Raw genomic sequence first — 15,984 nt, forward strand, 5'->3', positions numbered from 1 at the left:
CCCCTGCTTGCGCAGGTACATCACGACCGGCTCGTCGTGCTCCGAGGAGACGACCAGCTGCTTGATGTTGAGGATGACGTCGGTGACGTCCTCCTTGACGCCCGGCACGGTGGTGAACTCGTGCAGGACCCCGTCGACCCGGATCGAGGTGACGGCGGCACCCGGGATCGAGGACAGGAGCGTACGGCGCAGGGAGTTGCCGAGGGTGTAGCCGAAGCCCGGCTCCAGCGGCTCGATCACGAACCGGGAGCGGAACTCGTCGACGACCTCTTCGGTCAACGAGGGACGCTGAGCGATCAGCATGTGTTCGGTCCTTCTGTCGTGGGCGCCCGCTATTTGACGCCCCCTGTACTACGAGGGTACGGGCGGCACGGACCGGATCCCCCGAAAGGGGCCCGGAACCGTACCGCCCGTGACCGTGAGCGCTGCTCCGTTTACTTGGAGTAGAGCTCGACGATCAGCTGCTCCTGCACCTGGGTGTCGATCACCTGGCGCTCGGGCAGGCTGTGCACGAGGATCCGGAGCTTGCCGGCGTTCGCCTCCAGCCAGGCCGGGACGGTCTTCTCGCCGGCCTCGCCCTGGGCGACCTGGAACGGAACCAGGCTCCGGGACGACTCGCGGACCTCGACGATGTCGTTCACGGCGACGCGAGCCGACGGGATGTCGTTCTTGCGGCCGTTGACGGTGATGTGTCCGTGACGCACCAGCTGACGGGCGTGGTCGCGGGACTTGGCGAAGCCGGCCCGGTACACCACGTTGTCGAGGCGGGACTCGAGGATGCGCAGAAGGTTCTCACCGGTCTTGCCGGTCTTCTGGTTCGCTTCCTTGTAGTAGTTCACGAACTGCTTCTCGAGGACACCGTAGATACGCGCGCACTTCTGCTTCTCACGCAGCTGAAGCAGGTACTCGCTGTCCTTGGTGCGCCCGCGCCCGTGCTCACCCGGGGGGTAAGGACGGATCTCGATCGGGCACTTCGCGCTCTCGCACTTAGCTCCCTTGAGGAAGAGCTTCTGCTTTTCCCGACGGCAACGCTTGCAGTCGGCCCCGGTGTAACGCGCCATTGTCTCGTATCTCCTGTATCAGCTGGTCAGACGCGGCGGCGCTTCGGCGGGCGGCAGCCGTTGTGCGGGGTCGGGGTGACGTCCTGGATGGACCCGACCTCGAGGCCGGTGGCCTGCAGCGAGCGGATCGCGGTCTCACGGCCGGAGCCGGGACCCTTCACGAAGACGTCGACCTTGCGCATGCCGTGCTCCTGCGCGCGGCGGGCGGCCGACTCGGCGGCCATCTGCGCGGCGAAGGGGGTGGACTTGCGCGAGCCCTTGAAGCCGACGTGGCCGGCGGAGGCCCAGGAGATCACGTTGCCCTGCGGGTCGGTGATCGAGACGATGGTGTTGTTGAACGTGCTCTTGATGTGGGCGTGCCCGTGAGCGACGTTCTTCTTTTCCTTGCGGCGCACCTTCTTGACTGCGCCCTGACGGCCCTTAGGAGGCATGTCCTGGTTTCTCCCGGTGGAGGTGGTCGGTCCTACAGCGAAGACCGCTTATGGCGTGGTCCGCTGAGGACTACTTCTTGCCCGGCTTCTTCTTGCCGGCGATCGCGCGACGCGGGCCCTTACGGGTGCGGGCGTTGGTGTGAGTGCGCTGGCCGTGCACCGGCAGGCCGCGACGGTGGCGCAGACCCTGGTAGCAGCCGATCTCGACCTTGCGGCGGATGTCAGCCTGGATCTCGCGACGGAGGTCACCCTCGGTCTTGAAGTTGGCGTCGACGTACTCGCGCAGCTTGACGAGGTCTTCCTCGGTCAGGTCGCGGACGCGGGTGTCCGGGTTCACACCGGTTTCCTTCAGCACCTGCTGCGAGAGCGAGCGGCCGATGCCGAAGACGTAGGTGAGGGCGATCTCCACGCGCTTCTCGCGCGGAAGGTCAACGCCTGAAAGGCGTGCCATCTTCTGGGCTCCTGATGATTGCGGAGGTCTTCCACAGCACCGGATCCCGTTCGCCGTATGAGGTACGAGTCGGGTCCCCGGCCTCCTCCGGGGGTGTCATCGCCCTGTCGTGCCCAGGGGCGGGGCGATGGGTGCTGCGTATGTACATGTTGTGCGTCGCGCGAAGTCTGCGAATGCAGGTCGGTCGGTCGCGTCAGCCCTGGCGCTGCTTGTGGCGCAGGTTGTCGCAGATGACCATGACCCGGCCGTGACGGCGGATCACCTTGCACTTGTCGCAGATCTTCTTGACGCTCGGCTTGACCTTCATGGGTCTGAGGTTCTCCGGGTCGTGAGATCTACTTGTATCGGTAGACGATCCGTCCGCGCGTCAGGTCGTAGGGAGACAGCTCCACGACGACCCGGTCATCCGGCAGGATCCGGATGTAGTGCATCCGCATCTTGCCGCTGATGTGCGCGAGGACCTTGTGACCGTTCTGCAGCTCCACCTTGAACATCGCGTTCGGCAGAGACTCGATCACGGTGCCCTCGATTTCGATGGCGCCTTGCTTTTTGGCCATGTCCTGCTTTCGGGATCGGCTACCGGGGTCGGCTCCGGACATGCCGGAAGACACGCGGGGCCGACGTATGAGTCTACGCGAGGCTTCGCCGAAACACGAATCGGGAAGTCTGCCCACGCAGAGTGATCGCTACGCCTCCCGGGGGGCGCGGCGTCAGGCGAGCGGGTCGGGTGCCGCGGTGATGCCGAACTCGGCGAGCTTGGCCCTGCCGCCGTCGGGCGCGGTCAGCACCAGGGGACCCTGCTCGGTCAGCGCGATGGAGTGCTCCCAGTGCGAGGACCAGGAGCCGTCGTCGGACTTCACCGTCCACTCGTCCTCGAGCACGTGGGTGTGCGGGGAGCCGAGGGTCACCATCGGCTCGATCGCCAGGCATACCCCGGGGACCAGCTTGATCCCGCGGCCGCGCTTCTTGGTGACGTAGTTCAGCAGGTGCGGGTCCATGTGCATCTGGCTGCCGATGCCGTGGCCGCCGTACTCCTCGACGATGCCGTACTTGCCGGTGGCCGGCCGCGGCTGGCGGCGGATGTAGGTCTCGACGGCGCGGGAGATGTCCTCCAGCCGGTTGCCCTTGCGGAACGCGGCGATGCCGGCCCACATGGACTCCTCGGTGACCCGGCTCAGCTCGATCAGCTCGGGCGCGTGGCCGGACCCGACGAAGCAGGTGAAGGCCGCGTCGCCGTGCCAGCCGTCGACGATCGCGCCGGCGTCGATGGCGATGATGTCGCCGTCCTTGAGCACGGTCTCGCGGTCGGGGATGCCGTGCACGACGACGTCGTTGACCGAGGTGCAGATGTTCCCGGGGAAGCCGCCGTAGCCGAGGAAGTTGGGCTTGGCGCCGTGGTCGGCGATCACCTTGGCGGCGATCTCGTCCAGGTCCTTGGTGCTGGCGCCGGGCACCGCGGCAGCGCGCGTCGCCTCGTGGATCGCCGCGACGACCAGCCCGGCCGCACGCATCTTCGCGATCTGCTCCGGGGTCTTGATCTCCACCATCGCGGCTGACGCCTTCCTCACCCTGTACCGGCCCCGGGAGACCGGGGTTTCCTGCCTGTTCAACCATACGGCCGTGGCGCCCTCGCGGGCACCACGGCCGTATGCCGTGCTCTCTCTCCGGCCGGCCCCGCCGGGGCCGGCACCGCGCGCGGCTACTCGCCGCGGTGCAGGGCCGCCATGGCCCGCTGCGTCACCTCGGCCACCGCGCCGAGCGCGGAGATGGTGACCACGAGGTTCTGCTGCTTGTAGTAGTCGATGATCGGCTCGGTCTCGCGGTGGTAGACCTCGAGACGGTTGCGCACCTTGTCCGGGGTGTCGTCCGAGCGCTGGTACAGCTCACCGCCGCACGTGTCGCAGACGCCCTCGACGGCGGGAGGCGTGTAGTCGACGTGGAAGACGTGCGCGCTGTCGTTGCGGCACACCCGGCGGCCGGCGATCCGCTTGACCACCTCGTCCTCGGGGACCTCCAGGTCCAGCACGCCGTCCAGCGCGATGCCGTGGGACGCCAGGTACGCGTCCAGCGCCCGCGCCTGGAACTCGTTGCGCGGGAATCCGTCGAGCAGGAAGCCGTCTGCGGCGTCGGCCTGGTCGAGCCGGTCCTCCGCCATGCCGATGGTGACCTCGTCGGGCACCAGGTCGCCGGCGTCCATGAAGGACTTGGCCTTCTTGCCGAGGTCGGTGCCCTGGCTGATGTTGGCGCGGAACAGGTCACCCGTGGAGATGTGCGGGATCGACAGGTTCTTGGCGAGGAACGCGGCCTGCGTCCCCTTGCCGGCGCCGGGCGGCCCGACCAGGACGATTCGCATCAGCGGAGGAACCCTTCGTAGTTACGCTGCTGGAGCTGGCTCTCGATCTGCTTCACGGTCTCCAGACCCACACCGACGATGATGAGGATGCTGGTGCCGCCCAGCGGGAAGTTGCCGTTGCTCCCGTTGAAGATCGCGATGGCGACCGTCGGAACGAGGGCGATGAGACCCAGGTACAGCGAACCCGGCCACGTGATGCGGTTGAGCACGTAACTCAGGTATTCGGCGGTGGGGCGGCCTGCCCGGATACCCGGGATGAACCCACCATACTTCTTCATATTGTCGGAGACTTCTTCGGGGTTGAAGGAGATCGCGACGTAGAAGAAGGCGAAGAAGACGATCAGCAGGAAGTAGGCGGCCATGTAGATCGGGTGGTCGCCCTTGGTCATGTTGCGGCTGATCCACTGCGCCCAGCCGGCCGTCGATCCGGAGAACTGGACGATGAGCGCCGGGATGTAGAGCAGCGACGAGGCGAAGATGACCGGGATCACACCCGCCTGGTTGACCTTCAGCGGAATGTAGGTCGACGTGCCGCCGTAGGAACGCCGGCCGATCATGCGCTTCGCGTACTGCACCGGGATGCGGCGCTGGGCCTGCTCGACGAAGACCACGAGGCCGACGATCGCGAGGCCGATGGCGATGACCGCGAGGAACTCGACCCAGCCGCCGGCGATCTTGCCGGAGACCTTGATCGCCCACAGCGAGCCGGGGAAGCCGGCGGCGATGGCCACGAACATCAGCAGCGACATGCCGTTGCCGACGCCGCGGTCGGTGATCAGCTCACCGAGCCACATGATCATCACGGTGCCCGCGGTCATGCAGGTCACCATGGTGATGGTGGTGAAGATCGACTGGTTCGGGACGATCTGCGAGGCCTGGGTGCAGTTCGAGAACAGGCTGCCGGAGCGGGCGGTGGCCACCAGGCCGGTGCCCTGCAGCACGGCGAGCGCCACCGTCAGGTACCGGGTGTACTGCGTGATCTTCGCGGTGCCGGCCTGGCCCTCCTTCTTGAGGGCCTCGAGACGGGGGATCACGACGGTCAGCAGCTGAAGGATGATGCTGGCCGTGATGTACGGCATGATCCCGAGCGCGAAGATCGTCAGCTGGAGCAGCGCGCCGCCGCTGAACATGTTCACCAGGCCGAAGAGGCTGTTGTTGCCCTTCGTGTCCTTGATGCACTCGTTGACCACGGTGTAGTCGACGCCCGGCACCGGCACATGCGCGCCCAGCCGGTAGACCACCACGATGCCCAGCGTGAAGAGCAGCTTCTTGCGCAGGTCGGGCGTCCTGAACGCCCGGGCGAACGCGGTGAGCACGGTGCCTCCTGCACCCCCCGCGCCACGGCGGAAGGACGGTCTGATGAGGTTCGGGAAAGAGCAGCGTTGGCCACCTTACCGGCGAGGCGGCCCCGGTGAGAATGACCAGCCGCCCGCCAATGGCCCCGGCCCTGCCCACAGTCGGGGCACAGAAGCCGGTGAAGCGCCGAACCGGGGATGCCCGATGGTGCTGGACATCCCCGGTTCGTTGTGACACAGACCTCAGACGAGCTCGGTCACGCTGCCGCCGGCGGCGGCGATCTTCTCCTTGGCGGAGCCGGAGACCGCGTCGACGGTCACCTGCAGCGCCACGGAGACCTCGCCGGTGCCGAGCACCTTGACGAGCTGGTTCTTGCGCACGGCACCCTTGGCGACCAGGTCGGCCACGGTGACCTCACCACCCTCGGGGTAGAGGGAGGCGAGCTTGTCCAGGTTGACGACCTGGTACTCGGTGCGGAACGGGTTCTTGAAGCCCTTGAGCTTCGGGAGACGCATGTGGAGGGGCATCTGCCCACCCTCGAAGCGCTCCGGAACCTGGTAGCGGGCCTTGGTGCCCTTGGTGCCACGACCGGCCGTCTTGCCCTTGGACGCCTCACCACGACCCACGCGGGTCTTGGCGGTCTTGGCGCCGGGGGCCGGACGGAGGTTGTGGATCTTGATCGGGTTGTCACCCATGATCAGTCGACCTCCTCGACCGTGACGAGGTGGCGGACGGTGTGGACCATGCCGCGGATCTCCGGGCGGTCCTCCTTGACCACCACGTCGTTCAGCCGCTTCAGGCCGAGCGAGCGCAGGGTGTCACGGTGGTTCTGCTTGCTGCCGATGTAGGACTTGGTCTGGGTGACCTTCAGACGCGCCATCAGACACCCACCCCGGCACGCGCACGCAGCAGGGCCGCCGGCGCGACGTCCTCGATCGGCAGACCACGACGGGCCGCGATCTCCTCGGGCCGCTGCAGGCCCTGGAGCGCCGCCACCGTGGCGTGCACGATGTTGATCGCGTTGTCCGAGCCGAGGCTCTTGGACAGCACGTCGTGGATGCCCGCGCACTCCAGCACGGCACGCACCGGGCCACCGGCGATCACACCGGTACCGGGGGAAGCCGGCTTGAGCAGGACGACGCCCGCGGCCTTCTCGCCCTGGATGGGGTGCGGGATGGTGCCCTGGATACGGGGGACCTTGAAGAAGTGCTTCTTGGCCTCCTCAACACCCTTGGCGATGGCGGCCGGCACCTCCTTGGCCTTGCCGTAGCCGACACCCACGGTGCCGTCACCGTCGCCCACCACGACCAGCGCGGTGAAGCTGAAGCGACGACCACCCTTCACAACCTTGGCGACGCGGTTGATCGCGACGACCCGCTCGACGTAAGCGGTCTTCTCGGCCTGCTGGCCGCCGTCCCGCCTGTCCTTACGGTCCCGTCGCTCGCCGCCACCGGCACCGCTTCCGCGGCGCTGGGGTCCAGCCATTGGAATTACCTCTCTATCGTTTTCCGCTAGCTAACGGAACCGGCTCAGAACTTCAGGCCGGCTTCGCGGGCGGCGTCCGCCAGGGCGGCGATGCGCCCCGCGTACTGGTTGCCGCCACGGTCGAACACGACAGCCTCGACGCCCTTGGCCTTGGCACGCTCGGCCACGAGCTGGCCGACCTGCTTCGCCTTGGCGCTCTTGTCGCCTTCGCCGCCGCGGATGGACGTGTCGAGGGTCGACGCCGACGCGAGCGTGTGGCCCGCGAGGTCGTCGATGACCTGCGCCACGATGCCGCGGTTGGACCGCGTCACCACCAGGCGCGGGCGCTCGGCCGTACCCGAGATCCGCTTGCGGACCCGGATGTGGCGGCGCTTGAGAGCGGCACCCTTGTAGGCCTTGCCCTTGGCGATCTTCACACCGTATGCCATGGCTACTTACCAGCCTTTCCGACCTTGCGGCGGATGACCTCGCCGGCGTACTTGACGCCCTTGGCCTTGTACGGGTCGGGCTTCCGCAGCTTGCGGATGTTGGCGGCCACCTCGCCGACCTTCTGCTTGTCGATGCCCTCGACCGTGAACTTGGTGGGGGACTCGACCTTGAAGGAGATCCCCTCGGGGGCCTCGACGAGGATCGGGTGGCTGTAGCCCAGCGCGAACTCCAGGTTGGAGCCCTTCGCCTGGACGCGGTAGCCGACACCGCTGATCTCGAGCGCCTTGCTGTAGCCCGCGGTCACGCCGGTGATCATGTTCGCCACCAGCGTGCGGGACAGGCCGTGCAGGGCCTTCGAGACACGCTCGTCGTTCGGACGGGTGACGAGCAGGGTGCCGTCCTCGCCCTTTGCGATCTCGATCGGCGCGGCGACGGTGTGGGTGAGCGAGCCCTTGGGGCCCTTCACCGCGACCGTGCGGCCGTCGATGGTGACGTCCACTCCGGCGGGAACCGAGATGGGCAGCTTGCCGATGCGCGACATTGCTATACCTCGCTTTCCCGGTTACCAGACGTAGGCGAGGACTTCCCCACCCACGCCCTTCTTCTGCGCCTGCTGGCCGGTGAGCAGACCGTGCGACGTGGAGATGATCGCCACGCCCAGGCCGCCGAGCACCTTCGGCAGGTTGGTGGACTTTGCGTAGACCCGCAGACCCGGCTTGCTGATCCGCTTGATGCCGGCGATCGAACGCTCGCGGTTGGGGCCGAACTTCAGCTCGAGGACGAGGTTCTTGCCGACCTCGGCGTCCTCGACCTTCCAGCCGGTGATGTAGCCCTCCTGCTGGAGGATCTCCGCGATGTGCGACTTGATCTTGCTGAACGGCATCACGACATCGTCGTGGTATGCCGAGTTCGCGTTCCGCAGACGCGTCAGCATGTCTGCGATGGGGTCGGTCATGGTCATGAGTTGGCCCTGGGCCTCTCTCGCCGGGGTTTCCAGGTGCTCCGTCCCTCTCCCCGAGAGGTACCCGCGGGGCGGGTACGTCGGGACGGGTGCGATGCGGTGGACCTACGGCGTAGTAAGTCGATGCGGGCGGCGAGCGCCCAACCCTTCTACCCTACGGGATGAAAGGCTGGGGTCTCGCCGGCCATCTGCTTACCGAGAGCTTCCGGGAATCCCCTGTCGGGGACTACCAGGAGCTCTTGGTCACGCCCGGCAGCTCGCCGCGGTGAGCCATCTCACGAAGGCACACACGGCACAGGCCGAACTTGCGGTACACGGAGTGCGGCCGGCCACAGCGCTGGCAGCGGTTGTAGGCGCGCACAGCGAACTTGGGCTTGCGAGCGGCCTTGGCAATGAGAGCCTTCTTCGCCACGGCTCACGCCTCCTTGAACGGGAAGCCGAGGTGACGAAGGAGCGCGCGGCCCTCAGCGTCGTTGGTCGCCGTGGTGACCACGGTGATGTCCATACCCCGGACGCGGTCGATCTTGTCCTGGTCGATCTCGTGGAACATGACCTGCTCCGTGAGACCGAAGGTGTAGTTGCCGCGGCCGTCGAACTGCTTGGGGGACAGACCGCGGAAGTCGCGGATGCGCGGGAGCGCGAGCGACAGCAGGCGGTCCAGGAACTCCCACATGCGGTCACCGCGGAGGGTGACGTGGGCACCGATCGGCTGACCCTCACGCAGCTTGAACTGCGCGATGGACTTACGGGCCTTGGTGACCTGCGGCTTCTGGCCGGTGATCGTGGCGAGGTCGCGGATGGCGCCCTCGATCAGCTTGGAGTCGCGGGCGGCGTCGCCCACACCCATGTTGACCACGATCTTGGTGAGACCGGGGATCTGCATGACGTTCTCGTACTTGAACTCGTCACGCAGCTTGCCCGCGATCTCCTCGCGGTAGCGCGTCTTCAGACGCGGTGCCGTAGTGGTGGCAGTCATCAGATGTCCTCACCGGTCCGCTTGGCAACACGGATCTTGTTGCCCTCGTCGTCGAAGCGGTAGCCGACGCGGGTCACGACCTTCTTGCCGTCCTTCTCAACAACCAGCTGCACGTTGCTGATGTGGATCGGCGCCTCGGTGGTGATGATGCCGCCGGTCTTGGAACCGCGGTCGGTCTGGCCGGCCTTGGTGTGCTTCTTGACCCGGTTGACACCCTCGACCAGGACGCGGTCCTGAGCCGGGTAGGCCACGATGACCTTGCCCTGCTTGCCCTTGTCCTTACCGGTGATGACCTGGACCAGGTCGCCCTTCTTGATCTTCATCGGTTACAGCACCTCCGGCGCGAGCGAGACGATCTTCATGAACTTCTTCTCGCGCAGCTCACGGCCCACCGGGCCGAAGATACGGGTGCCACGCGGGTCGCCATCGTTCTTGAGGATGACGGCCGCGTTCTCGTCGAAGCGGATGTACGAGCCGTCGGCACGGCGGCGCTCCTTGACGGTGCGCACGACGACAGCCTTGACGACCTCGCCCTTCTTCACGTTGCCACCGGGGATCGCGTCCTTGACGGTGGCGACGATGACGTCACCGATGCCCGCGTAGCGGCGACCCGAGCCACCGAGAACACGGATGCAAAGGATCTCCTTGGCACCAGTGTTGTCGGCGACGCGAAGTCGCGACTCCTGCTGGATCACGTCTATCTCCTGTTTGTCGCGTCGGTTCCCGGCGGGGGCGTGTTGCCACGCCCACCGCCGAGCCTGACGGAACGGTCCTGAGCGGACACCCGCTCAGGGATTACTCGGCCTTACTTGGCCTTCTCGAGGATCTCCACGACGCGCCAGCGCTTCGTCGCCGAGAGCGGCCGGGTCTCCATCAGGAGGACGCGGTCGCCGATGCCGGCGGCGTTCTGCTCGTCGTGCGCCTTGAGCTTGTTGGTGCGGCGGATGACCTTGCCGTACAGGGCGTGCTTGACACGGTCCTCGACGGCGACCACAACGGTCTTGTCCATCTTGTCGCTGACCACGAGACCCTCACGGGTCTTGCGGAAGCCGCGCTGCTCGTCGGTCGTCTCAGTCACATTCTTCTCGCTCATCAGGCGCTCTCCACCGTCTCGATGCCCAGCTCGCGCTCACGCATCAGGGTGTAGATCCGGGCGATGTCCTTACGGACGGTCTTGAGCCGGGAGTTGTTCTCCAGCTGTCCGGTGGCCGCCTGGAAACGGAGGTTGAACAGCTCCTCCTTGGCCTCACGCAGCTTGCCGACGAGCTCCTCGTCGCCCAGCTGGCGCAGCTCGGTCGCCGTGGTACCGGCCGCCATCACAGCTCACCTGCCTCGCGCCGCACGATGCGGCACTTCATCGGAAGCTTGTGCGCGGCGCGGGTCAGCGCCTCACGAGCAACCTTCTCGTTCGGGAAAGACAGCTCGAACATCACCCGACCGGGCTTGACGTTCGCGATCCACCACTCCGGCGAACCCTTACCGGAACCCATGCGGGTCTCGGCCGGCTTCTTGGTGAGCGGACGGTCCGGGTAGATGTTGATCCAGACCTTGCCGCCACGCTTGATGTGACGGGTGATGGAGATACGAGCGGACTCGATCTGCCGGTTGGTCACGTAGGCGGGGGTGACGGCCTGCAGGCCGTACTCACCGAACGCCAGCTCCGTGCCGCCCTTGGCCATGCCGTCGCGCTTCGGGTGGTGCTGCTTGCGGTGCTTGACCCTACGGGGGATCAGCATGGGTTACTCAGCCTTCCGTTCCGGGGGTCTCCGCGGCCGGAGCCTCGACGGCGGCAGTGGCCTCGGCCTTGGGGGCCGAAGGAGCACTGTCACCCTGAGGACGACGGCCACGGCCACCGCGCTCGCCACCGCGGCGCTGCGGACGCTCGTTGCCCCCACCACGGGCCGGACGGTTGCCGGCGCGGGCGGCGGCGTTGTCGGCGCGGACCTCGGCGATGTTCTTGACGTCGCCCTTGTAGATCCACACCTTCACACCGATGCGGCCGAAGGTGGTCTTGGCCTCGAAGAAGCCGTAGTCCACGTTGGCGCGCAGGGTGTGCAGAGGCACCCGGCCCTCGCGGTAGAACTCCGAGCGGGACATCTCGGCGCCGCCGAGACGGCCACCGCACTGGATCTTGATGCCCTTGGCGCCGGCCTTCAGCGTGCCCTGCATGCTCTTGCGCATGGCACGGCGGAAGGAGACGCGGGAGGAGAGCTGCTCGGCGACGGCCTGGGCCACCAGCTGAGCGTCCATCTCCGGGTTCTTGACCTCGAGGATGTTCAGCTGGACCTGCTTGCCGGTCAGCTTCTCCAGGTCACCGCGGATACGGTCGGCCTCCGCGCCGCGACGGCCGATGACGATGCCCGGCCGGGCGGTGTGGATGTCGACGCGCACACGGTCACGGGTGCGCTCGATCTCCACCTTGGAGATGCCCGCCCGCTCCATGCCCTGCGTCATCATCCGGCGGATGGCGACGTCTTCCTTGACGTAGTCCTTGTACAGCTTGTCGGCGTACCAGCGGGACTTGAAGTCCGTGGTCACCCCGAGGCGGAACCCGTACGGGTTAACCTTCTGGCCCATTACCGGGTCCCTTCCTTGCTGGCGACGACCACGGTGATGTGGCTGGTCCGCTTACGGATCCGGTAGGCGCGGCCCTGGGCACGCGGACGGAACCGCTTCAGGGTCGGCCCCTCGTCCACGTACGCCTCGCTGATGTACAGCGACTCGGCGTCCGTGTGGTCGTAGTTGTGCGCGGCGTTGGCAATGGCGCTGTCGAGCACCTTGCCCACCGGCACGCTCGCGGCCTGCGGCGTGAATCGCAGGACCGCCTGAGCCTCCGTGGCGTTCATGCCACGGATGAGGTCCACCACGCGGCGGGCCTTCATGGGCGTGACGCGGATGTACCGCGCCTGGGCCCTGGCTTCCATGGTTGTCCCTTCAGTGTCTGTCATGGTCTGGCGTTCCTTGCCGCTGATCAGCGACGACGCGACTTGCGGTCGTCCTTCTCGTGGCCGCGGAAGGTGCGGGTCGGCGCGAACTCGCCGAGCTTGTGGCCGACCATCGACTCAGTGACGAACACCGGGACGTGCTTACGGCCGTCGTGCACCGCGATCGTGTGGCCCAGCATCGCCGGGACGATCATCGAGCGGCGGGACCAGGTCTTGATGACGTTCTTGGTGCCTGCTTCGTTCTGGACGTCCACCTTCTTGCTCAGGTGGTCGTCGACGAAGGGCCCCTTCTTGAGACTGCGCGGCATCTACACCCGCTCCTAGCGCTTCTTGTTCGTCTTGCGGCGGCGGACGATGTACTTGCTGCTCGCCTTCTTGGGAGAGCGCGTACGGCCCTCCTGCTGGCCCCACGGGGAGACCGGGTGGCGACCACCGGAGGTCTTGCCCTCACCACCACCGTGCGGGTGGTCCACCGGGTTCATGGCGACACCACGCACGGTCGGGCGGACGCCCTTCCAGCGCATACGGCCGGCCTTGCCCCAGTTGATGTTCGACTGCTCGGCGTTGCCGACCTCACCGATGGTGGCGCGGCAGCGGACGTCGACCATCCGGACCTCGCCGGACGGCATGCGAAGGGTGGCCATGTTGCCTTCCTTCGCCAGCAGCTGCACCGAAGCGCCCGCGGAGCGGGAGATCTTCGCGCCGCCGCCGGGCCGCAGCTCGATCGCGTGGATCGTGGTACCGACGGGGATGTTGCGCAGCGGCAGGTTGTTGCCCGGCTTGATGTCGGCGTTGGCGCCGTTCTCGATCCGGTCACCCTGCTGCAGGCGGGCCGGCGCGAGGATGTAGCGCTTCTCGCCGTCCGCGTAGTGCAGCAGCGCGATGCGCGCGGTGCGGTTGGGGTCGTACTCGATGTGCGCGACCTTGGCGGGCACGCCGTCCTTGTCGTGCCGACGGAAGTCGATCACACGGTAGGCGCGCTTGTGGCCACCGCCCTGGTGGCGGACGGTCACACGGCCGGCGTTGTTACGGCCGCCCTTGCTGTGCAGCGGGCGGACCAGCGACTTCTCCGGCGTGGACCGCGTGATCTCGACAAAGTCGGCGACGCTGGAGCCACGACGGCCCGGAGTCGTCGGCTTGTACTTGCGGATACCCATTTCTCAGTCCTCGGAATATTCCGGACTTCGACTCGATCCGGCCTCCGTCAGGAGACCGGGCCGCCGAAGATGTCGATGCGGTCGCCCTCGGCGAGGGTCACGATGGCGCGCTTGGTGTTGGCACGCTTGCCGAAACCGGTGCGGGTGCGCTTGCGCTTGCCCTGCCGGTTGATCGTGTTGACCCCGGTGACCTTGACCTGGAAGACCGCCTCGACGGCCTGCTTGATCTGGGTCTTGTTCGCACGCGGGTCGACGACGAACGTGTACTTGTTCTCGTCCAGCAGCGCGTAGCTCTTCTCGGAGACCACCGGCTTGACCAGGACGTCACGGGGGTCCGTGTAGGTCTTGCTGGTGATCGCGGTCTGCTCGGCCATCAGGCGTCGCTCCCTTCGGTTTCGGCGGCGCCGTTACCGGTGAAGCGGTCGAAGGCGGCCTTGGTGAAGACCACGTCGTCGGAGACGAGCACGTCGTACGTGTTCAGCTGGCCGGCGTCCAGGATGTGCACCTGCGGCAGGTTGCGGGCCGACAGCCACGCGGCCTCGTCGGCACGCTCCACGACCAGGAGCAGGTTCTTGCGCTCGCTGATCTTGCCGAACAGCGTCCTGGCCGACTTGGTCGACGGGGCCTCGCCCTCGACGATGCCGGTCACGACGTGGATGCGGTTGTGGCGCGCCCGGTCGGTGAGGGCGCCACGCAGCGCGGCGGCCTTCATCTTCTTCGGGGTCCGCTGCGAGTAGTCGCGCGGCACGGGGCCGTGCACGACGCCACCGCCGGCGAACTGCGGCGCACGGGTCGAACCCTGACGGGCGCGGCCGGTGCCCTTCTGGCGGTACGGCTTCTTGCCACCACCGCGGACCTCGCCACGCGTCTTGACCTTGTGCGTGCCCTGACGGGCAGCGGCCAGCTGCGCGACGACGACCTGGTGGATCAGCGGAATGCTGATCTTGGCGTCGAAGATCTCGGCCGGGAGCTCGACGGTCCCGGCGGTGTCGCCGGCAGGCGACAGAAGGTTAATGGTGCTCATATCCTCAGGCCCCCTTGGCCGCGGTGCGGACCAGGACGAGGCCGCCGTTCGGACCGGGAACCGCGCCCTTGATGAGCAGCAGGCCCTTCTCCGCGTCAACGGCGTGGACGGTCAGGTTCTGGGTGGTGACCCGCTCGTTGCCCATGCGACCCGCCATACGGAGGCCCTTGAACACGCGACCCGGGGTGGCGCAGCCGCCGATGGAGCCCGGGGAGCGGTGCTTGCGCTGCACACCGTGGCCCGCGCCGAGGCCGCGGAAGTTGTGCCGCTTCATGACACCGGCGAAGCCCTTGCCCTTGCTCTTGCCGGTGACGTCGACCTTGACGCCCGCCTCGAACACCGAGGCGGTGATCTCCTGGCCGAGCGAGTACTCGCCGGCGTCGGAGGTGCGCAGCTCCACCAGGTGGCGGCGCGGGGTGACGTCGGCCTTCGCGAAGTGGCCCTTGAGGGGCTTGTTCACCTTGCGCGGGTCGATCTCGCCGAAGGCGATCTGGACCGACTCGTAGCCGTCGGTGTCGTTGGTACGCACCTGGGTCACGACGTTGGGGCCGGCCTTGACGACGGTCACGGGGACGACACGGTTGTTCTCGTCCCAGACCTGGGTCATGCCGAGCTTCTCGCCCAGGATGCCCTTGATCTGCTTAGCCATCTTCTCCGCGCCTCTCAGAGCTTGATCTCGATGTCGACGCCGGCCGGCAGGTCCAGGCGCATCAGCGAGTCAACGGTCTTGGGCGTCGGGTCGAGGATGTCGATCAGGCGCTTGTGCGTCCGCATCTCGAAGTGCTCGCGCGAGTCCTTGTACTTGTGCGGCGACTTGATGACGCAGTACACGTTCTTCTCAGTGGGCAGCGGCACCGGGCCCGCGACCTGCGCACCAGTACGGGTCACCGTCTCGACGATCTTCTTCGCCGAGGAGTCGATGACCTCGTGGTCGTAGGCCTTGAGCCGGATGCGGATCTTCTGTCCCGCCATGGCTACTCCGTAGTCCTTGTCTCTATATACGCCCTGGCATCCGCTTCCCCGACCCACGCGGTCGGGCGTGTCGCGCCCCTCGCACATGATTTTCCGCATGGGAAAGCCCTGAGCCAGGGGGTTGCGTGGGAGAGGTTCCCACCGGATGCCTGGTCGGAGCCGCGCTGGTGCTTCCCGGAAGATTCCCGTACGTCCGCCTCAGCGCTGCCCAGAGGGCAGATAAGGCGACGAGTACTGTGGGACTCGCTTCCGGTCCCCCCGACGGGAGGCGCGCAGCATCGGCGCTCGACCGAGCAACTTGGCTAGTGTGCCATATGGGACATGCGCCGCGCCAATCGGGCCCGGCAGCATACCCCGCCCCCCCATCAGGTCAAACCCAGGCCTTCCGAACCACCCCCACGGACAAGCCCCGTTGGGCTCCGCGCCCCACAACGGCGCCGCGC

The 15,984-nt window shown here is 67.0% G+C and carries 29 protein-coding genes and 1 pseudogene; all 30 read right to left on the reverse strand.

Going from position 1 to position 15,984, the window contains the following annotated elements; genetic code table 11:
* Positions 1-303 (reverse strand): annotated as a pseudogene (locus tag K7862_RS10335) (DNA-directed RNA polymerase subunit alpha); the annotation flags it as partial.
* A 131-nt stretch (positions 304-434) separates the two neighbouring features.
* On the reverse strand, positions 435-1,061 hold the full coding sequence (gene rpsD, locus K7862_RS10340) for a 30S ribosomal protein S4 (protein WP_222962190.1): 627 nt from the start codon (positions 1,059-1,061) through the stop codon (positions 435-437).
* 26 nt (positions 1,062-1,087) lie between these two features.
* The gene (gene rpsK, locus K7862_RS10345; protein ID WP_093786119.1) at positions 1,088-1,492 is read right to left on the reverse strand and encodes a 30S ribosomal protein S11; all 405 of its coding nucleotides are present in this window, start codon (positions 1,490-1,492) and stop codon (positions 1,088-1,090) included.
* Between the two features lie 70 nt (positions 1,493-1,562).
* Positions 1,563-1,943 carry a 30S ribosomal protein S13 gene (gene rpsM / locus K7862_RS10350; protein ID WP_222962191.1) on the reverse strand — a complete coding sequence of 127 codons (381 nt, stop codon included), beginning with the start codon at positions 1,941-1,943 and terminating at the stop codon, positions 1,563-1,565.
* A 193-nt stretch (positions 1,944-2,136) separates the two neighbouring features.
* Complete coding sequence (rpmJ, locus tag K7862_RS10355) at positions 2,137-2,250, reverse strand: 50S ribosomal protein L36 (protein ID WP_003956441.1); 114 nt, start codon at positions 2,248-2,250, stop codon at positions 2,137-2,139.
* A 28-nt stretch (positions 2,251-2,278) separates the two neighbouring features.
* Positions 2,279-2,500 (reverse strand): translation initiation factor IF-1, encoded by a 222-nt coding sequence (gene infA, locus K7862_RS10360; RefSeq protein ID WP_003956442.1) that lies wholly within the window; start codon positions 2,498-2,500, stop codon positions 2,279-2,281.
* A gap of 153 nt (positions 2,501-2,653) precedes the next feature.
* Positions 2,654-3,490 (reverse strand): type I methionyl aminopeptidase, encoded by an 837-nt coding sequence (gene map, locus K7862_RS10365; protein ID WP_222962192.1) that lies wholly within the window; start codon positions 3,488-3,490, stop codon positions 2,654-2,656.
* A 152-nt stretch (positions 3,491-3,642) separates the two neighbouring features.
* Positions 3,643-4,296, reverse strand: coding sequence for an adenylate kinase (locus K7862_RS10370; RefSeq protein ID WP_222962193.1), 654 nt, complete (start codon positions 4,294-4,296; stop codon positions 3,643-3,645).
* The gene (gene secY, locus K7862_RS10375) at positions 4,296-5,612 is read right to left on the reverse strand and encodes a preprotein translocase subunit SecY (protein WP_222962194.1); all 1,317 of its coding nucleotides are present in this window, start codon (positions 5,610-5,612) and stop codon (positions 4,296-4,298) included. The genes K7862_RS10370 and secY overlap by 1 nt, the downstream gene beginning before the upstream one ends.
* A 222-nt stretch (positions 5,613-5,834) precedes the next feature.
* Positions 5,835-6,287 (reverse strand): 50S ribosomal protein L15, encoded by a 453-nt coding sequence (rplO, locus tag K7862_RS10380; RefSeq protein ID WP_069462142.1) that lies wholly within the window; start codon positions 6,285-6,287, stop codon positions 5,835-5,837.
* 2 nt (positions 6,288-6,289) lie between these two features.
* The gene (gene rpmD / locus K7862_RS10385) at positions 6,290-6,472 is read right to left on the reverse strand and encodes a 50S ribosomal protein L30 (protein WP_037912396.1); all 183 of its coding nucleotides are present in this window, start codon (positions 6,470-6,472) and stop codon (positions 6,290-6,292) included.
* On the reverse strand, positions 6,472-7,077 hold the full coding sequence (gene rpsE / locus K7862_RS10390; protein WP_031524774.1) for a 30S ribosomal protein S5: 606 nt from the start codon (positions 7,075-7,077) through the stop codon (positions 6,472-6,474). Before rpsE ends, rpmD begins: the two co-directional genes overlap by 1 nt.
* Before the next feature lie 44 nt (positions 7,078-7,121).
* A complete protein-coding gene (gene rplR, locus K7862_RS10395) occupies positions 7,122-7,505 on the reverse strand; it encodes a 50S ribosomal protein L18 (protein ID WP_222962195.1) in 384 nt (127 codons plus the stop codon).
* 2 nt (positions 7,506-7,507) lie between these two features.
* The gene (gene rplF / locus K7862_RS10400; protein ID WP_222962196.1) at positions 7,508-8,047 is read right to left on the reverse strand and encodes a 50S ribosomal protein L6; all 540 of its coding nucleotides are present in this window, start codon (positions 8,045-8,047) and stop codon (positions 7,508-7,510) included.
* Between the two features lie 21 nt (positions 8,048-8,068).
* On the reverse strand, positions 8,069-8,467 hold the full coding sequence (gene rpsH, locus K7862_RS10405) for a 30S ribosomal protein S8 (RefSeq protein WP_093713219.1): 399 nt from the start codon (positions 8,465-8,467) through the stop codon (positions 8,069-8,071).
* 226 nt (positions 8,468-8,693) lie between these two features.
* Positions 8,694-8,879 carry a type Z 30S ribosomal protein S14 gene (locus K7862_RS10410; protein ID WP_030890724.1) on the reverse strand — a complete coding sequence of 62 codons (186 nt, stop codon included), beginning with the start codon at positions 8,877-8,879 and terminating at the stop codon, positions 8,694-8,696.
* Between the two features lie 3 nt (positions 8,880-8,882).
* Positions 8,883-9,443 carry a 50S ribosomal protein L5 gene (rplE, locus tag K7862_RS10415; protein WP_069462146.1) on the reverse strand — a complete coding sequence of 187 codons (561 nt, stop codon included), beginning with the start codon at positions 9,441-9,443 and terminating at the stop codon, positions 8,883-8,885.
* Entirely contained in the window at positions 9,443-9,766 is a 324-nt protein-coding gene (rplX, locus tag K7862_RS10420; protein WP_222962197.1) for a 50S ribosomal protein L24, read from the reverse strand. Before rplX ends, rplE begins: the two co-directional genes overlap by 1 nt.
* A gap of 3 nt (positions 9,767-9,769) precedes the next feature.
* A complete protein-coding gene (gene rplN, locus K7862_RS10425; protein WP_069462148.1) occupies positions 9,770-10,138 on the reverse strand; it encodes a 50S ribosomal protein L14 in 369 nt (122 codons plus the stop codon).
* A 110-nt stretch (positions 10,139-10,248) separates the two neighbouring features.
* Positions 10,249-10,536 (reverse strand): 30S ribosomal protein S17, encoded by a 288-nt coding sequence (rpsQ, locus tag K7862_RS10430; protein ID WP_222962198.1) that lies wholly within the window; start codon positions 10,534-10,536, stop codon positions 10,249-10,251.
* The gene (rpmC, locus tag K7862_RS10435) at positions 10,536-10,760 is read right to left on the reverse strand and encodes a 50S ribosomal protein L29 (protein WP_222962199.1); all 225 of its coding nucleotides are present in this window, start codon (positions 10,758-10,760) and stop codon (positions 10,536-10,538) included. The genes rpsQ and rpmC overlap by 1 nt, the downstream gene beginning before the upstream one ends.
* A complete protein-coding gene (rplP, locus tag K7862_RS10440) occupies positions 10,760-11,179 on the reverse strand; it encodes a 50S ribosomal protein L16 (protein WP_069462151.1) in 420 nt (139 codons plus the stop codon). Before rplP ends, rpmC begins: the two co-directional genes overlap by 1 nt.
* A 7-nt stretch (positions 11,180-11,186) precedes the next feature.
* Positions 11,187-12,020: a 30S ribosomal protein S3 gene (gene rpsC / locus K7862_RS10445; RefSeq protein ID WP_222962200.1), complete on the reverse strand. Its 834-nt coding sequence runs from the start codon at positions 12,018-12,020 to the stop codon at positions 11,187-11,189.
* Complete coding sequence (gene rplV / locus K7862_RS10450; protein ID WP_222962353.1) at positions 12,020-12,367, reverse strand: 50S ribosomal protein L22; 348 nt, start codon at positions 12,365-12,367, stop codon at positions 12,020-12,022. Before rplV ends, rpsC begins: the two co-directional genes overlap by 1 nt.
* 47 nt (positions 12,368-12,414) lie before the next feature.
* Positions 12,415-12,696 (reverse strand): 30S ribosomal protein S19, encoded by a 282-nt coding sequence (rpsS, locus tag K7862_RS10455; RefSeq protein ID WP_014054167.1) that lies wholly within the window; start codon positions 12,694-12,696, stop codon positions 12,415-12,417.
* Between the two features lie 12 nt (positions 12,697-12,708).
* Entirely contained in the window at positions 12,709-13,545 is an 837-nt protein-coding gene (gene rplB / locus K7862_RS10460) for a 50S ribosomal protein L2 (protein WP_222962201.1), read from the reverse strand.
* 47 nt (positions 13,546-13,592) lie between these two features.
* On the reverse strand, positions 13,593-13,919 hold the full coding sequence (rplW, locus tag K7862_RS10465; protein ID WP_222962202.1) for a 50S ribosomal protein L23: 327 nt from the start codon (positions 13,917-13,919) through the stop codon (positions 13,593-13,595).
* Positions 13,919-14,569, reverse strand: coding sequence for a 50S ribosomal protein L4 (gene rplD, locus K7862_RS10470; protein WP_222962203.1), 651 nt, complete (start codon positions 14,567-14,569; stop codon positions 13,919-13,921). Before rplD ends, rplW begins: the two co-directional genes overlap by 1 nt.
* A gap of 4 nt (positions 14,570-14,573) precedes the next feature.
* Positions 14,574-15,218, reverse strand: coding sequence for a 50S ribosomal protein L3 (gene rplC, locus K7862_RS10475; RefSeq protein ID WP_222962204.1), 645 nt, complete (start codon positions 15,216-15,218; stop codon positions 14,574-14,576).
* Positions 15,219-15,232: 14 nt separating this feature from the next.
* On the reverse strand, positions 15,233-15,541 hold the full coding sequence (rpsJ, locus tag K7862_RS10480) for a 30S ribosomal protein S10 (protein WP_014144312.1): 309 nt from the start codon (positions 15,539-15,541) through the stop codon (positions 15,233-15,235).
* Positions 15,542-15,984 lie beyond the last annotated feature (443 nt).

The sequence above is a fragment of the Actinacidiphila acidipaludis genome, from assembly GCF_019890725.1.
In the GTDB taxonomy this organism is placed as follows: Bacteria; Actinomycetota; Actinomycetes; order Streptomycetales; family Streptomycetaceae; genus Actinacidiphila; species Actinacidiphila acidipaludis.

Bases quoted from the DNA above. Each gene is read 5' to 3' on its own strand.
- rpsD (WP_222962190.1), bottom strand. From the start codon at position 1,061: ATGGCGCGTTACACCGGGGCCGACTGCAAGCGTTGCCGTCGGGAAAAG.
- rpsK (WP_093786119.1), bottom strand. From the start codon at position 1,492: ATGCCTCCTAAGGGCCGTCAGGGCGCAGTCAAGAAGGTGCGCCGCAAG.
- rpsM (WP_222962191.1), bottom strand. From the start codon at position 1,943: ATGGCACGCCTTTCAGGCGTTGACCTTCCGCGCGAGAAGCGCGTGGAG.
- rpmJ (WP_003956441.1), bottom strand. From the start codon at position 2,250: ATGAAGGTCAAGCCGAGCGTCAAGAAGATCTGCGACAAGTGCAAGGTG.
- infA (WP_003956442.1), bottom strand. From the start codon at position 2,500: ATGGCCAAAAAGCAAGGCGCCATCGAAATCGAGGGCACCGTGATCGAG.
- map (WP_222962192.1), bottom strand. From the start codon at position 3,490: ATGGTGGAGATCAAGACCCCGGAGCAGATCGCGAAGATGCGTGCGGCC.
- K7862_RS10370 (WP_222962193.1), bottom strand. From the start codon at position 4,296: ATGCGAATCGTCCTGGTCGGGCCGCCCGGCGCCGGCAAGGGGACGCAG.
- rplO (WP_069462142.1), bottom strand. From the start codon at position 6,287: ATGGGTGACAACCCGATCAAGATCCACAACCTCCGTCCGGCCCCCGGC.
- rpmD (WP_037912396.1), bottom strand. From the start codon at position 6,472: ATGGCGCGTCTGAAGGTCACCCAGACCAAGTCCTACATCGGCAGCAAG.
- rpsE (WP_031524774.1), bottom strand. From the start codon at position 7,077: ATGGCTGGACCCCAGCGCCGCGGAAGCGGTGCCGGTGGCGGCGAGCGA.
- rplR (WP_222962195.1), bottom strand. From the start codon at position 7,505: ATGGCATACGGTGTGAAGATCGCCAAGGGCAAGGCCTACAAGGGTGCC.
- rplF (WP_222962196.1), bottom strand. From the start codon at position 8,047: ATGTCGCGCATCGGCAAGCTGCCCATCTCGGTTCCCGCCGGAGTGGAC.
- rpsH (WP_093713219.1), bottom strand. From the start codon at position 8,467: ATGACCATGACCGACCCCATCGCAGACATGCTGACGCGTCTGCGGAAC.
- rplE (WP_069462146.1), bottom strand. From the start codon at position 9,443: ATGACTGCCACCACTACGGCACCGCGTCTGAAGACGCGCTACCGCGAG.
- rplX (WP_222962197.1), bottom strand. From the start codon at position 9,766: ATGAAGATCAAGAAGGGCGACCTGGTCCAGGTCATCACCGGTAAGGAC.
- rpsQ (WP_222962198.1), bottom strand. From the start codon at position 10,536: ATGAGCGAGAAGAATGTGACTGAGACGACCGACGAGCAGCGCGGCTTC.
- rpmC (WP_222962199.1), bottom strand. From the start codon at position 10,760: ATGGCGGCCGGTACCACGGCGACCGAGCTGCGCCAGCTGGGCGACGAG.
- rplP (WP_069462151.1), bottom strand. From the start codon at position 11,179: ATGCTGATCCCCCGTAGGGTCAAGCACCGCAAGCAGCACCACCCGAAG.
- rpsC (WP_222962200.1), bottom strand. From the start codon at position 12,020: ATGGGCCAGAAGGTTAACCCGTACGGGTTCCGCCTCGGGGTGACCACG.
- rplV (WP_222962353.1), bottom strand. From the start codon at position 12,367: ATGGAAGCCAGGGCCCAGGCGCGGTACATCCGCGTCACGCCCATGAAG.
- rpsS (WP_014054167.1), bottom strand. From the start codon at position 12,696: ATGCCGCGCAGTCTCAAGAAGGGGCCCTTCGTCGACGACCACCTGAGC.
- rplB (WP_222962201.1), bottom strand. From the start codon at position 13,545: ATGGGTATCCGCAAGTACAAGCCGACGACTCCGGGCCGTCGTGGCTCC.
- rplW (WP_222962202.1), bottom strand. From the start codon at position 13,919: ATGGCCGAGCAGACCGCGATCACCAGCAAGACCTACACGGACCCCCGT.
- rplD (WP_222962203.1), bottom strand. From the start codon at position 14,569: ATGAGCACCATTAACCTTCTGTCGCCTGCCGGCGACACCGCCGGGACC.
- rplC (WP_222962204.1), bottom strand. From the start codon at position 15,218: ATGGCTAAGCAGATCAAGGGCATCCTGGGCGAGAAGCTCGGCATGACC.
- rpsJ (WP_014144312.1), bottom strand. From the start codon at position 15,541: ATGGCGGGACAGAAGATCCGCATCCGGCTCAAGGCCTACGACCACGAG.